This window comes from Alkalibaculum bacchi, from assembly GCF_937875145.1.
Lineage (GTDB): Bacteria > Bacillota > Clostridia > Eubacteriales > Alkalibacteraceae > Alkalibaculum > Alkalibaculum bacchi_A.
Window position 1 is genome coordinate 1 of the sequence record NZ_CALNCS010000147.1, and the last position, 15,817, is coordinate 15,817.

General features: G+C 35.3%; 14 protein-coding genes. All 14 read left to right on the forward strand.

Features of this window, described 5'->3' with window-relative positions; genetic code table 11:
* Positions 1-289 precede the first annotated feature (289 nt).
* The gene (tgt, locus tag Q7P22_RS09110) at positions 290-1,408 is read left to right on the forward strand and encodes a tRNA guanosine(34) transglycosylase Tgt (RefSeq protein ID WP_303863432.1); all 1,119 of its coding nucleotides are present in this window, start codon (positions 290-292) and stop codon (positions 1,406-1,408) included.
* A gap of 47 nt (positions 1,409-1,455) precedes the next feature.
* The gene (gene yajC, locus Q7P22_RS09115; RefSeq protein WP_303863435.1) at positions 1,456-1,782 is read left to right on the forward strand and encodes a preprotein translocase subunit YajC; all 327 of its coding nucleotides are present in this window, start codon (positions 1,456-1,458) and stop codon (positions 1,780-1,782) included.
* Positions 1,783-2,002: 220 nt separating this feature from the next.
* Positions 2,003-3,427: a spore germination protein gene (locus Q7P22_RS09120; RefSeq protein ID WP_303863437.1), complete on the forward strand. Its 1,425-nt coding sequence runs from the start codon at positions 2,003-2,005 to the stop codon at positions 3,425-3,427.
* A gap of 90 nt (positions 3,428-3,517) precedes the next feature.
* A complete protein-coding gene (locus Q7P22_RS09125) occupies positions 3,518-3,904 on the forward strand; it encodes a TIGR04086 family membrane protein (protein ID WP_303863440.1) in 387 nt (128 codons plus the stop codon).
* Between the two features lie 289 nt (positions 3,905-4,193).
* Entirely contained in the window at positions 4,194-4,331 is a 138-nt protein-coding gene (gene scfA / locus Q7P22_RS09130) for a six-cysteine ranthipeptide SCIFF (RefSeq protein WP_113919776.1), read from the forward strand.
* A 61-nt stretch (positions 4,332-4,392) separates the two neighbouring features.
* On the forward strand, positions 4,393-5,733 hold the full coding sequence (gene scfB, locus Q7P22_RS09135) for a thioether cross-link-forming SCIFF peptide maturase (protein WP_113919775.1): 1,341 nt from the start codon (positions 4,393-4,395) through the stop codon (positions 5,731-5,733).
* Positions 5,734-5,879: 146 nt separating this feature from the next.
* Positions 5,880-7,157: a protein translocase subunit SecD gene (gene secD, locus Q7P22_RS09140; protein WP_303863451.1), complete on the forward strand. Its 1,278-nt coding sequence runs from the start codon at positions 5,880-5,882 to the stop codon at positions 7,155-7,157.
* Between the two features lie 11 nt (positions 7,158-7,168).
* Complete coding sequence (gene secF, locus Q7P22_RS09145) at positions 7,169-8,053, forward strand: protein translocase subunit SecF (RefSeq protein WP_303863454.1); 885 nt, start codon at positions 7,169-7,171, stop codon at positions 8,051-8,053.
* Between the two features lie 94 nt (positions 8,054-8,147).
* Complete coding sequence (recJ, locus tag Q7P22_RS09150) at positions 8,148-9,911, forward strand: single-stranded-DNA-specific exonuclease RecJ (RefSeq protein ID WP_303863456.1); 1,764 nt, start codon at positions 8,148-8,150, stop codon at positions 9,909-9,911.
* Between the two features lie 56 nt (positions 9,912-9,967).
* On the forward strand, positions 9,968-10,486 hold the full coding sequence (locus Q7P22_RS09155; protein WP_303863459.1) for an adenine phosphoribosyltransferase: 519 nt from the start codon (positions 9,968-9,970) through the stop codon (positions 10,484-10,486).
* A 261-nt stretch (positions 10,487-10,747) separates the two neighbouring features.
* Positions 10,748-12,913 (forward strand): bifunctional (p)ppGpp synthetase/guanosine-3',5'-bis(diphosphate) 3'-pyrophosphohydrolase, encoded by a 2,166-nt coding sequence (locus tag Q7P22_RS09160; protein WP_303863462.1) that lies wholly within the window; start codon positions 10,748-10,750, stop codon positions 12,911-12,913.
* A gap of 8 nt (positions 12,914-12,921) precedes the next feature.
* A complete protein-coding gene (gene dtd, locus Q7P22_RS09165) occupies positions 12,922-13,371 on the forward strand; it encodes a D-aminoacyl-tRNA deacylase (RefSeq protein ID WP_303863465.1) in 450 nt (149 codons plus the stop codon).
* Positions 13,372-13,408: 37 nt separating this feature from the next.
* Positions 13,409-14,020 (forward strand): MBL fold metallo-hydrolase, encoded by a 612-nt coding sequence (locus Q7P22_RS09170; RefSeq protein ID WP_303863468.1) that lies wholly within the window; start codon positions 13,409-13,411, stop codon positions 14,018-14,020.
* A gap of 389 nt (positions 14,021-14,409) precedes the next feature.
* Positions 14,410-15,817, forward strand: a 1,408-nt coding sequence (gene aspS, locus Q7P22_RS09175; protein ID WP_303863471.1) for an aspartate--tRNA ligase, incomplete at its 3' end; no start/stop codon positions are given.

Here is a 15,817-nt window from a genome sequence, read left to right on the forward strand (position 1 = left end):
GGTGGTCAGGTGGTCAGCAGAATCTTAAAACCCTAAAAGCGGAAAGCTGAATGCGGAAAGCGGAAAAGTTAGACGGTTGGTCCGTTGGACAGTCGTAGGTTGCAGGCTTGTAGCTCCTTACAGTCGCTACAAACCTCGCCTTTGGCAAGTAAGGGCGGAGGCTCAGTCATTATTGAGCGAATGGTCGAATCTTAGACCCGAGAGACTTGACCCAAATCTTCCGCATTTCGCTTTCCGCATTCAGCGTTTTTACTTAGAACATATAACTTAGAACTAAATTGGAGGTATTATGGGAGCTATTAAATACGAATTAATAAAAGAATGCAAGCAAACTGGTGCTAGGCGTGGGAGATTGCACACGCCACATGGCATCATTGAGACGCCAATATTTATGCCTGTAGGGACGCAGGCTACAGTCAAGTCTATGACCCCTGAGGAATTAAAGGTAATTGAGGCACAGATTATCTTATCTAATACCTATCACCTATATCTAAGACCAGGTCATGAATTGGTTAAAAAGGCAGGGGGCCTGCATAAATTTATGAATTGGGACAGACCTATTTTAACAGACAGTGGTGGATTTCAGGTATTTAGTTTAGGAGAACTACGAAAGATAAAAGAAGAAGGGGTAACCTTTCAATCTCATTTAGATGGTTCTAAACACTTCTTGTCCCCAGAAAAAGTTATGGAAATACAAAACGCCCTAGGATCTGATATCATTATGTGCTTTGATGAATGCGCCCCTTATCCGGCTACTTATGAGTATACAAGAGATTCTCTAGATCGGACCATAAGATGGGCAAAGAGATGTAAAGACGCTCATAAGAACACAGAAAACCAAGCTCTATTTGGCATTATCCAAGGTGGAATGTACAGAGATTTAAGAGAGAAGAGCGTAAAAGAAATGTTAGAAATCGATTTTCCAGGATATTCTATTGGAGGCCTTAGTGTAGGGGAGCCAAAGGAGATCATGTATGAGATGCTCGAATACACAACGCCACTTCTTCCAAAAGACAAACCAAGGTATCTAATGGGCGTAGGAAGTCCAGATGCTTTGTTAGAAGGAGTACTTAGAGGTGTAGACATGTTTGATTGTGTATTGCAGACTCGTATTGCCCGAAATGGTACAGCCATGACTAGTGGTGGAAGGGTAGTTATCCGCAATGCTAAATATATGGAGGACTTTACGCCTCTCGATCACGAGTGTGATTGCTATGTATGTAAGAATTACACAAGAGCGTATTTAAGACATCTCATAAAAGCAGGAGAAATATTAGGTGCTAGATTGCTCACGTATCATAATCTATATTTTTCTTTAAACTTAATGAAAAACGTCCGATTAGCCATTGAAGAAGATCGACTTTTAGATTTTAAAGAGGAATTTTTCAAGAAATATGGATATTGTTAAATGTTTCATGTATAATAAAACTATATGACAAGAAGGAGCGAAAATATATGACTGGGCAACAATTAGGTACATTAGGTAGTTTTCTGCCATTAGTTCTCGTATTTGTATTCTTTTATTTTTTCATTATAAGACCACAAAACAAGCAACAAAAGAAAATACAAGACATGAGAAATAATCTGAAAAAGGGAGACCGAATAGTAACAGTAGGGGGTTTCCATGGAAAAGTAGTAGGTTTTAAAGAAAATGTAGTAGTGATTGAATTAAAACCCGACAATGTAAAAGTAGAAATCACCAAAGCTGCAGTAGCAGAGGTAGTAAAAGAAGCAGAAGTAAATCCTAAAAAATTAGATACAGATAAAAATATAGAAGAGTAAAGACAAAGAATTCAACTTTGTCTTTTCTTTTTTCTGCGGAAAGTTAAATGGTTGATTGGAAGGGAATACTCCATACTTTGTTTTGCAATCATACCTGTATGTATATTATATAACCTAGGGCTTAGAACTACAGTGTTTTTACATAGAACTTAAAAGGTTTTAGCATAAAACCTTTTAAGAGGGGCATGATACTTCTATTCGTTAGGTAGGAGTTGGGTTTATGAAATTACAGATTAATTTCAACGAAAATATGCGTTCTATAAAGAATGCTCTTGGAATAGAAAAAAGCTTTGATATTATTGCAAGAGAATTGCATATAGCAGAGAAAAAATCCTGTATCTTTTTTATAGATGGATTTGCAAAAGATGATATTATGTATTATATCCTCAATACCTTGCAGCAACTAAAAAAAGAAGATTTGAAAAAAGATGTAATTAAAAACCTCTTAAATAAAAACATCGCTTATATAGAGGTAGATACTTTTACAGATTTAGAACAGATGCAGTTGTCGGTACTCTCGGGAGCATTGGCTTTGATTGTGGATGGGGAAATGGAAGGAATTATTATAGACGCTAGAACTTATCCCGTCAGAGGACCGCAAGAGCCGGAGACAGAAAAGGTCACAAGAGGAGCAAAAGACAGCTTTGTAGAGACTGTTATCTTTAATACAGCTTTAATACGAAGACGTGTACGGGATCCTAAATTGTACTTTGAAATTCAGCAAGTAGGCGCTAGGTCGAAGACTGATGTAGTTATTGGATATATTGACGATTTAGTAGATCATGGGTTACTTGATAAGATTAGGAAAAAAATCGAAAATATTAGAGTTGATGCCCTAGTAATGGCGGAAAAGACTTTAGTTGAACTATTAGTAGAATCCAAGTGGTATAATCCATTGCCTCAGGTAAAATATACAGAAAGACCAGACGTAGTGGCTGCTCATCTTATGGAAGGACATATTGCCATTATCGTAGATACTTCGCCAAGTGTCATCTTATTGCCTGTTACGATCTTTCATTTTACACAGCACGCTGAAGACTATTATCAAAATATTGTAGTAGGTACGTATCTTAGGTGGATGCGTTTTATAGGTATGTTTCTGTCTATTTTTGCCATACCCATTTGGATTCTGTTAGTCAATCATCATGAATCCTTGCCTGGTTTTCTTAAATTTATAGGACCAAAGGAAGCAGGTGAAATCTCTATATTTGTGCAATTTCTCATCTTAGAATTTGGTTTTGGTATTTTAAGGATTGCCTCTGTTCATACACCTAATGTTCTCTCTACTTCTTTGGGTATTATTGGGGCTTTGCTCATAGGAGATCTTGCTATAAATGTAGGGTGGTTTATACCTGAGACTATTTTATATACCGTTATTTCCGGTGTAGGCACTTTTGCCAACCCTAGCGTAGAGTTTGGACTATCCATGACTATTTTTCGCATTGTCCTCCTGGTTCTAACGGGATTGTTTGATATTTGGGGGGTTGCCTTAGGCATAATTATCATAATAGGAATGATCTATAGAACGAGATCTTTTGATCACAAAAAATACACTTGGCCCCTATACCCCTTTGACTGGTCTGCTCTTAAAAGCATCCTAGTAAGAAAACCTATACCACAAGTTGGGAAGAAAAATAAAGAATAGCCACCTTATCACGTTACCACCTATTTTAGTTCTAAAACCTCCCATCACTGAATAATAAATAATAAACAGATAGAGGTCGGAGGTATGGATATGAAAGAGAATTCGCAAGTTGATAATGAGTTTTTGAAATTATATCTTAAGGGCTTACTGCGTAGCATTGGTTTGGCCTTGATTTTAATTGTCATTATGACGACTGTATTTTTCTTTGTGGATTTAAATAATAATTTAGTCAATCCATTCGAATTTGTCATATTGCTACTAAGTGTTTTATATGCTAGTATTTATGTTTCTAGGCGTATGAAGAGCAAGGGATGGCTTCATGGGATTATTATGGGAACAATTTATTTTGCCATTATATTTGCTGTAAATCTAGGAACAGCTGCAGATGGTTTTCAAATTATGAGTATTCTCCCTAAATGGATCTTTTTTGCAAGTACAGGTTTTATTGGCGGTTGCATTGGAGTCAATATTCGATAAATTTGTTTAATCGTGGTAAATATTATGATATAATATTCGAGTCAGCAGGTCGACTCGCAAAAATCAGCGTATTTTCCGTGTTTGCAGGAGAAAATGGGATGATTTGCGCGAAAGCAAAGTGAACACTCTAAACGACCGGAGCTGGGTAGCAGCGGAGGTAATCTGCGTCTTATTTATGCTACATTACTTACCGTAAGTGCGATCTGTACGAAAACTTAGAGAGAAAATCTACTATCTACAAAATAAAGTAGATCATTTAAAAAGAAGATATGGATGGGAGTGAAAAAAAGTGAAACATTTTGTAAAAATAAATAAGGGGACATTACACAATCTTGAAAATAAAGGTTGCGGTGAATGTCAAACATCTTGTCAATCAGCATGTAAGACATCCTGTACAGTAGGAAATCAAAAGTGTGAAAATGAATAAGAAACAGCTTTAAGCAGTAAATATTATATTTACTGCTGTTGTTTGTTTAGGAGGATTTTTTTTGATACATAAATATAAACTAGAAGATACATATATTTTACTTGATGTGAATAGTGGGGGAGTTTTTCAAATTGATGAAATCACCTATGATATATTAGATTATTATCCTGATGTAAATAAAGAACAGACCATTGAAAACTTAAAAAACAAATATAGTATTGAAGAATTATCTGAAATTATTGATGAAATAGACCAATTGATAAATCGAAATGAATTATTTACAAAGCAAGATGTAATAAATCCTAATTTTATAAACAATACTGTAATCAAAGCTATGTGCTTACACGTATCTCATGACTGCAATATTAGATGTAAATACTGTTTTGCGTCCCAAGGAGACTTTCAAGGAGATCGACTTCTTATGGACGAAGAGACAGGGAAAAAAGCTATTGATTTTCTAATTGAAAATTCAAAAGGAAGAAGAAATCTAGAAATAGACTTCTTTGGAGGAGAACCTCTACTCAATTTTGAATTAGTAAAGACACTAGTAGATTACGGTAGAGAGCAGGAGAAGATACACAATAAAAATTTCCGCTTTACGATGACTACAAATGGCGTTTTGTTAGATGAAGAGACAATGGAATACATCAATGAAAATATGCACAATGTAGTTTTGAGTATTGACGGTCGAAAAGAAGTAAATGACCGTATGAGATACACACCTAATAACAAGGGTACTTACGATATTATCCTTTCTAAGATTAAAGCTATGGCAGATAAGAGAGGGGATAAGGAACATTATGTTAGAGGTACTTATACAAAATATAATTTAGACTTTAGTAATGATGTGATTCATCTAGCTGATTGTGGTTTTAAGCACATATCTGTGGAACCTGTTGTTACAGATCCTAAAATGGATTATGCAATTACAAGAGAAGATCTACCAGTTTTATTTAATGAATACGAAAAATTGACGAAAGAATACCTAAAAAGACAAGAAGACAAACCATTTCGCTTTTACCATTTTAATGTAGATTTAGATCATGGACCATGTCTTTACAAAAGGGTTTCAGGTTGTGGTGCAGGCAATGACTATATTGCTATTACGCCTCAAGGAGATATTTACCCTTGTCATCAATTTGTAGGAGATGAGAAATTTAAATTAGGTACAATTTTCGAAGGAATTGTCAATACTACAGTGAAAGACGAATTTCATGAGGCTAATTTAACAGAAAAAGCAAAGTGCACAGACTGTTGGGCAAAATATTTCTGTGGTGGCGGATGTTTAGCAAATGCATATAATACGAACGGAAATGTATTAGAACCTGATGAAATAGGCTGTGAATTAGAAAAGAAGAGATTAGAATGTGCTATAGCCATCGAAACGATTAACAGAAGCTAACTGTTGTTTGAACGAGACTTCTTTCAGTGGGGGATTCGCCCGTACTAAAGGTTAGTCGAGTTAACCGCCCTTGGGCCCCCGCTGTCTAAGGAGGCGGAGGTCTTAGGGCGGGTTCGTTCAGTGATAAAGATATGAGGAGGCTTGAGATGAAAAAGAAAGTCTACAAGAAAAAGGGGACAAGAAGTAAAAGCACAGTAGGATTTGTACTAATTTTAGCGATTATCGCTTTTACCTCTTTTGTTATGATCAATGGATTGCAAGTAGGCATATATGAAATACTGCCTGTTAAAGACAATGTCAACTACGGTTTAGACTTAACAGGTGGAGTATACGTAGTTCTAGAAGCAAAAGAAGCTAAAGGAGATCCTGTTACAGATGAAAAAATCAATCGAGCTATTGCAATTATTCAAGAGAGAATAGATGGATTAGGCGTATCTGAGCCTATTATTGCAAGGCAAGGAGAAAATCGAATCCGTGTTTCCATACCAGATATGCAAGATCAAAAAGAAGCATTAGATGTAATAGGTAAGACAGCTCAATTAGAATTTGTAGGTCCTGATGGAGAAGTTGTTTTAACAGGAGAGCGAGTCCGAGAATCTAATGCTGTCTATCAAACAGATGAAACAGGTGCAAGATCAGCAGTTGTTACATTAAAATTTAATGAAGCTGGTACAGAAGCTTTTGCTGAAGCAACAGCTAAATATATCAATCAAGTCATTGAAATAAAACTCGACGGCGAAGTGATTTCTGCTCCACAAGTACAAACAAAAATTACTGGTGGAGAAGCAGTCATAACAGGCATGGCAAATATTGAAGAAGCTGGAAATCTTGCTACTCTAATTCAAGCAGGAGCATTGCCAGTAGAACTAGAGCCAGTGGAAGTTCGAACAATTGGACCTACCTTAGGACAAGACTCATTAGAAAAGAGTATCATTGGTGGGGCAATTGGTATTTCATTAGTATTCGCCTTTATGTTATTTTACTATAGGGTGCCAGGGTTTATTGCAGATTTAGCATTAATTGTATATGTCCTTTTAAACTTCTTAGTATACTCTTTAATTGGTGTGACCATAACACTTCCAGGTGTTGCAGGAATTATTCTCTCTATTGGTATGGCTGTTGACGCCAATGTCATTATATTTGAAAGAATAAAAGAGGAACTCCGCATTGGAAAATCTCTTGGAGCTGCTATTGATTCAGGCTTTAAAGAAGCATTCTCATCCATATTTGATGGAAATGTTACGGTAGTCATTGCTGGTCTAGTACTCTTTGCTTTGGGATCTGGAACAGTAAAGGGTTTTGCAGTAACACTCTTAATAGGTACTGCAATTAGCATGTTTACAGCACTTACTGTAACAAGACATCTGTTAAAGATGTTTGTAAATATGCAGATAGTAAAAAATACTAAATTTTACGGAGCATAGGAGGCGAGTACATGAAAAAGAAATTTAATATAATAGGTAAGAGAAAGTTCTTCTTTATCTTTTCTACCATACTTATGATCATCTGTATAGGCTCCTTATTGATTAATGGATTAAATTACGGCATCGATTTTAAAGGTGGTACTATTATTCAAATTGAAATGCATCAAACTTTTAAAACAGATGAAATTAGAGAAATTACAGACACTTTTGATGACAGTGCAGACATTACTTATGCTGGGGAAGAACAAACTCAACTAATGATCAATACTCAGGAGAGTTTGAATGAAGAACAAATTGAGTCCTTGTTTAGTAAATTTCAAGAAAAATACGATTTAAAAGGCAAAGATTTATTATCATCAGAGAAGGTAAGCGCTACAATAGGTGACGAATTTAAAACCCAGTCCATACTAGCCTCAGTCATCGCAGTACTACTTATACTCGTTTATATTACATTTCGATTTGAGTTCTTGTTTGGCTTCTCTGCCGTACTTGCATTAGCACATGACTTAATAGCTGTATTAGGAGCATATTCGATTTTTGGCGTTGAAGTCAATTCACCATTTATTGCAGCAATGCTCACCATATTAGGTTTCTCTGTTAATGATACAATTGTTATCTTTGACAGAATACGAGAAAATCGAAGAAAGTATAAAAAGAGCCAGTTGTTCGAATTGACGAATGATAGTGTTAATCAAACCATGGGGAGATCTATTAATACAACCTTATGTGTATTATTAGCGATCATATCCTTATATCTAATGGGGGTACAGTCTATACAAGACTTCATTCTTCCATTAATCATTGGATTTATCAGTGGCTCCTACTCAACTATATTTATAGCAAGCTCCTTCTGGTATGTGGTACAGGAGAAGAGACAAGCAGCAAAGGCACATTAGTTTTAAGATGCAAGTTCTAAGTTGTATGTAAAACCAAAAGTCACCCTTGATGGCTGTACTTCTTAGAACTTAGAACTTACACGGGGGTGAGAATATGTATAGGTGGACCTTAAAAAATCGAAAAGTAGACTACAAAAACATGTCTTCTCAGCTTCGAATTAGCCAAGAAGTCTGTAGGGTATTAGTTAATCGGAATATTACTTCAAGGCAGAGCATCAAAGAGTATCTCCATCCAACTTTTGAAAATTTACATGACCCTAGGCTCATGTTAGATCTAGAAAAATCCGTTAATGCGATAATACAAGGGATCCAAGAAAATAAATTGTTTCGCATTGTAAGCGATTATGATGTAGATGGCGTTATAAGTTGTTATACTTTATATAAAGCTCTAAGTAGATGTGGAGCGAGGACAGATTATGTGATTCCTCATAGAGTATACGATGGTTACGGCATTAATGAGCGAATCGTAAGAGATGCAAAAGAAGATGGAATAGATATTCTGATTACTTGCGATAACGGAATATCTGCCTTTGATGCAATGGAGTTAGCAAGTGAATTAGGATTAATAGTAATTATAACGGATCATCATCAACTTTCTTATGAAGTATTAGAAGATGGAAGCAAAGAATACCGAAAGCCAAAAGCTTATGCTATCGTAAACCCGCATCAAGAGGATTGTAAATATCCTTTTAAGTCTCTTTGTGGTGCAGGTGTAGTATTTAAGATGATACAATTACTTTATGAACTTATGAACCTTCCTAAAGCAGAAGCACTTGATTTTGTACAGTATACATCTGTGGCAACCGTATGTGATATTGTAGATTTAGTAGGTGAAAATCGAATTATCGTAAAAAATGGTTTGGAGTTGCTTAAATCTACAGAGAATGTAGGACTAAAAGAATTGATTAAGGTTAATAATCAGGACATACAAAAAATCTCTGCTTATACTTTAGGCTTTATCATCGGTCCTTGCATTAATGCGGCTGGTAGATTAGACTCAAGTGATATAGCTGTAGAGCTATTGATGACATATGATGAAGACGAAGCAAAAGCCATAGCCAGTGAACTATATCAGTTTAATTATGAGAGAAAAGAGCTTACGGAATCTGGTCTAGAAAAAGTCATTTTTGAAATTGAGAATTCACAAATAAAAGACGACAAAATCAAAATCATATTTCAGGAAGATATTCATGAAAGCGTAGCAGGCATTATTGCAGGCAGGGTAAAAGATATATATCATTTACCAACTATTGTCTTGACAGATTCAGAGGGCGTAGCTAAGGGCTCTGGTAGATCGATTGAAGCGTATAATATATATGAAGGATTATCTTATTGCAGAGAGTTATTAGAAAAATTTGGTGGACATTCTATGGCGGCAGGCCTATCTGTTCAAAAATCGAATATTCAAGCCTTAAGACAAAAAATAAATGAACAATTTGATATAGATGAAGAAGAACTTATTCCTAAATTGTGCATTGACGCATTTATGTCCATTGATCAGGTCAATTTAGCCCTTATCAATGAATTAGAATTTTTAGAGCCCTTTGGAAAGGGAAATAGCAAACCTGTATTTGGTGATAAAAATATTGGACTTATAAAGGGAAGAATCTTAGGCGAAAAAGGGAATGTATTGTCTTTAAAATTAGTTTCTTCTAATAAGGAGCTTCATGATGGTATCTTTTTTGGAGATATTGAAAAATTTAATGAATACATTGAAGAGAAGTTTGGAAGAAGTGAACTAGATAAGCTTTATAATGGAATGAATAATCACATTTTATTAGATATGGCTTATTATCCCAAATTAAATAGTTATAATGGAAATGAAAAAATACAAATAAATATTTTACATATGAAATAAAAGATTTGAATTCGTATAAAATCATGGTAAAATATAAGAATGCAAGGGGAATTTTAATGGATTTAAAATCATTTATAAGTATTGTACCCGATTTTCCCAAAGAGGGAATTAGTTTCAAAGATATTACAACGTTGCTCCAAAATGGGGATGCTTTAAAGTATGCAGTAGATCAATTTGCCCACATGGCTAAGGACCTCCAAATAGATATTATTTTAGGACCAGAGGCAAGAGGGTTTATTTTTGGTACTGCAGTAGCTTACGCTTTAGGTGCAGGCTTTGTACCTTTAAGAAAAGCAGGGAAGCTTCCTAGGGAGACTATAAGTGAAAGTTATTCTTTGGAATACGGTAAGAACTCTCTAGAAATTCATCACGATGCCATACAAAAAGGTCAAAGGGTCTTAATTGTCGATGATTTACTAGCTACGGGTGGTACGTTGAACACTTCAATAAACTTAGTTGAGAGATTGCAAGGAACAGTGGAAGGGGTTTTTACGCTAATCGAATTGATGGATCTAAACGGTAGAGAAAATCTAAAAGGCTATAATGTACAATCCCTAATCACATATCCTTATTAAAGAAAAGCTGACGAAGGTCAGCTTTTCATGTATACTTATAATAATAATTGAACAATGGTTTGACTATCGTTCAATCCTTGTTTAATGTGTCAATAGTGCTTTCTTATTTAATTGAATAGTCCTCGCTTTAATCAAGTTCTTATTAAAATACAATAAATCTATTGTACAAGTAACCATAGGTGAATTTGCTTAGAACTTACAACGTAGAACTTACAACGAAAAGCGCCTACGGCGCTTTTATATACTAGGATGGTGTGTCTTATGATAAACGAATTAGTTCAAAAAATTAAATCTTATAATAAAGATGCGGACACTGATATTTTCATAAAGGCGTACCAGTTGGCAAAAAATGCTCACGAGGGTCAAAAGAGAGAGTCTGGAGAGGACTATATTGTTCATCCTTTAGAAGTTGCCGAAATTCTTATCGGATTACAACTGGACATGCCTACGATTACAGCATCGATTTTACACGATGTTATTGAAGATACCAATTATTCTTATGAAGATATCTCCAGTATGTTTACTCCAGAAATAGCAGAGCTAGTAGATGGTGTAACCAAAATTGGAAAAATTGAATTTAGCTCTAAAGAAGAGCGACAAGCAGAAAGTTTGCGTAAAATGATCATAGCTATGGCAAAAGATATTCGCGTTATTCTTATAAAATTAGCGGATAGACTTCATAATATGAGGACACTAAAGTATATGCCAGTAGATAAGCAAAAGGAAAAAGCTCAAGAAACTTTAGATATCTACGCACCAATTGCTCATAGACTGGGTATTTCTAGAATAAAGTGGGAGTTAGAAGACTTAGCTCTTAGGTATTTGGCTGAGGATACTTACTATGATTTGGTTCATAAGGTCTCTAGCAAGAGAAAAGAAAGAGAAGAATATATTGAACAGGTCATAGATAGTTTAAAGCAGCGCTTACAAAAATCAGAAATTGAATCTGATATCTACGGAAGACCTAAGCACTTTTATAGTATTTATAGGAAGATGTACCAACAGAACAAAACTTTTGATCAAATATATGACCTTATTGCCGTTCGCGTGATTGTCAATAGCGTGCGAGATTGTTACGCTGTCTTAGGGGTTGCACATACGATGTGGAAGCCTCTTCCTGGAAGGTTTAAAGACTATATAGCCATGCCAAAACCGAATATGTATCAGTCCCTCCATACTACTGTTATTGGTCCTAACGGGGACCCTTTCGAAATTCAGATTCGAACTTGGGATATGCATCGTACTGCAGAATTTGGTATTGCTGCTCATTGGAAGTATAAGGAAAGCGTAGCTACGAGTAAAGAAGATTCTTTTGAAGACAAATTAGTATGGCTTAGGCAGATTTTAGAGTGGCAAAGGGAGCTTCAGGATTCATCTGAGTTTATGGAAACCCTTAAATTAGATTTGTTTTCTGATGAAGTTTTTGTTTTTACGCCAAAAGGGGATGTCATGCAATTTCCGAAAGGAGCTACTCCTTTAGATTTTGCCTATAGAGTTCATAGTGATATTGGAAATAAGTGTATTGGTGCAAAGGTAAATGGAAAGATTGTTCCTTTAAATTACGAATTAAATAATGGAGAAATTATCCACATTTTAACTTCTAACAACTCAAGTGGGCCTAGTAGAGACTGGCTAAAGCTTGTAAAGTCATCCCATGCAAAGAATAAAATTAGACAATATTTTAAAAAGGAAAAACGAGAAGATAATATTATAAAGGGAAAAGATGCTTTAGAAAAAGAATTGCGGAGACAGGGTTTACAAAACACCACAATAATTAAACAGCATTATCTTGAGTACGCAGCACAGAAGACAAATTACAACTCTATGGACGATTTGTGTGCTGCTATTGGATTTGGTGGCATCAAAGCCAATCACGTTATACAAAAAATCAAAAATAAGTTTAAGGATGAACTAAATTTAGAACAACCAGCTGAGCCAACTATAATGGAAGAAAAGCAAACAAAACCTCAAAAAATCTATAATGACTTAGATAAAGCAGTAAAAGTTTCTGGTTTTGATAATATGGCAGTACGCTTTTCAAAATGCTGTAATCCCGTTCCTGGAGATAATATTGTAGGATATATTACAAGGGGCCGAGGTGTTTCGATACACAGGGCAGATTGCGTAAATATCCGTCATACAGATGATATAGGGCGACTAATCGATGTAGAATGGGTAAAACATACAAATGCAAACTTTAAAGCGCAAATCAATATTAAGGCAAGAGATGTAAGAGGATTTTTGACAAAGGTTACAAAGACCTTGTCTGAAGAAGATATCAATATTGATTCTTTGTACTGCAAGGGGGATACTCAAGGCTATGCATATGTTGATATCAGCGTAGAAGTTAAAACAGTTAAAGAATTAAGCAAATTGATCAAGAGATTAAGTAAAATACCAGAGATATTATCTATCTATAGAATTTAGGTGAAAAAATGAGAGCAGTAATTCAAAGAGTTCGTTCTTGTAGTGTAGACGTAGAAGGCGAGCCTTATAGCCAAATAGGAAAGGGTTTGCTCGTCTTACTAGGGATTAAAACCGATGATACACAAGAAGATATCCATTACTTAGTGGACAAAATTCAGCATTTGAGAATTTTTGAAGATGAAGAGGGAAAGATGAACCTATCCTTAAATGATATAGAAGGAGAAGTCATGATTGTCTCTCAGTTCACTTTATATGGAGATTGTAAGAAAGGTAGAAGACCTAGTTTTATTCGGGCAGGAAAGCCAGAAGAAGCAGAGTGCTCGTACAATGAATTTGTCCAAGTCTTTCGTTCTACAAAAATTCCAGTAAAGACTGGCGTTTTTCAGGCTCATATGAATGTTCGTCTAGATAACGATGGTCCAGTAACGATGTTAATAGATAGCGAAAAGAGCTTTTAACAATCGTTCAACAACCGTTTAAAAGGAGAGTGTATATATGGATATTAAAATTATTAATAATAATTCTATGGGGACAAATACGTATATTGTCTCTATTGAAAAAGAGGCAATTGTAATAGATCCTGTTGGGAGTATGAATACGGTTTTAGATTATATTGAAAAAAATGAACTTCAGGTAAAGTATATCTTGCTTACTCATGGACATGGGGATCATATTGGTTTAGTACCAGAGCTAAAAGAAATTACTGGGGCCCCAATTTATGTTCACAGTGAAGATGAAGAGATGATAAACGATTCTCTTATCAATCTATCTGTCCACTTTGAAAAAACTGTATCTTTTAAAAGCGATTATTATTATGATCACAAGGATGATTTGAAACTAGGAGAAGAGACCATAACAATCATTCACACTCCAGGGCACACAAAAGGCTCTGTATGCATTCAAATAGGAGACTCTTTATTTACTGGAGATACGCTCTTTAAGGGTTCTATTGGTCGAACAGATTTTTATGGAGGAGACTATAATACCATCATACAATCATTAAATAATATAAAAACACTAGATTCAAACTTAAAAGTATATCCAGGTCATGGTCCATCAAGTCAATTGAGCACTGAATGTACGACAAATCCCTATTTTCAACTATAAATAGGGGGTTTAAAAAAAGGGTGTTGACTTTTTCCTTGACACTTTATTTAGAAAAAACTATAATGATAGACAATTGCATAGGAAAACGATGAAAAAGAGAGTAGTCTGTAGCGAATATTCAGGGAGAAGGTGCCGTGACTGAAAGCGCCTTTATATTTTAGCAGTTGAAAAACACTTTGGAGTTTTTATGAGAACGCAAAGGCGTTAAAGTGGGTTTTTACCAAACAGGGTGGCACCACGGGTTAAGATACTCGTCCCTGACATATTGTCAGGGGTGGGTATTTTTTTTGTTTGCTGACCACCTTTAAACCCAATGTCTACAACACGGCAGAATAATCAAATATAAAGATTTTTAATACAAAATTTCAAACAAATACAGGAGGAAAAACATGAACCCAAGCACAAGTTATAGGACACATATGTGTACCCAATTAGGTGAAGAAAACATCAATCAAGAGGTAAAGCTATCCGGTTGGGTACAAAAATGGAGAGATCTTGGTGGCGTAACATTTATTGACTTAAGAGATCGAAGTGGCATCATACAAATCGTATTTAATGAAAGCGATAATGCAGAAGCTGCTAAATTAGCGTCGAGTCTTCGAAATGAATACGTAATCCAAGTATGCGGTAATGTAGTAAAGAGGGCAGAAGAAACCATTAATCCTAATTTGTCTACAGGTACAATTGAGGTAAAATGTCATAGCCTAAAAGTATTAGATGTAGCTCAGACCCCACCAATCTACATTGATGATACGGATACTTCAAAAGAGAGTATCCGATTAAAATACCGATATTTAGATCTTAGAAAACAAAATATGAAAAACACTATTATGATGAGACATAAGGTGACGAGTTTTGTTCGAAACTTTTTAGATGATGAAGGATTTGTAGATATTGAAACACCTATGCTTACAAAGCCAACTCCAGAAGGAGCAAGGGACTTTCTTGTGCCAAGCAGGGTTCAAAAGGGTAATTTCTTTGCATTACCTCAATCTCCACAATTGTATAAGCAAATTTTAATGGTCTCTGGTTTCGACAGGTATTATCAAATTGTAAAGTGTTTTAGGGATGAAGATTTAAGACAAGATCGTCAACCAGAATTTACTCAGATTGATATGGAGCTATCCTTTGTCAAAGAGGAAGACATTATGGATATAAATGAAAGAATGGTTGCAGCACTATTTAAAAAATTTAAAGGAATAGATATTTCTCTTCCATTAAAGAAAATGCCTTACAAAGAGGCAATGGAGCGATTTGGCTCAGATAAGCCAGATACTCGCTTTGGATTTGAATTAGTAGATGTAAAAGAAGTATTTAAAAACACAGGATTTAAAGTTTTTGCGGATAATATTGCAAAAGGCGGCGATATCCGAGCCATAAATGCAAAAGGCTGCGGAGAATCTTTTAGCAGAAGAGAAATTGACGCTTTAGTAGAATACGTTAAAATATACAAGGCAAAGGGCTTGTCTTGGGTAAAAGTTACAGACGACGGAATCAAATCACCAATTGAAAAATTCTTAAGCGATGAAGAAATCAATCAATTATTGGTGACTACAAATGCAGAGCCAGATGATTTGATTCTAATCGTAGGAGACAAACCTTCTATCGTATTTGATGCTTTGGGTCATTTGAGATTAGAGCTAGCTCGAAAATTAGAAATAGAATATGATAGAGAGTATGATTTCCTTTGGGTTACAGATTTCCCATTGTTTGAGTATTCAGAAGAAGAAAATAGATACATGGCAAAACACCATCCATTTACTTGCCCTAGAGAAGAAGACATTCCATTAATGGAAT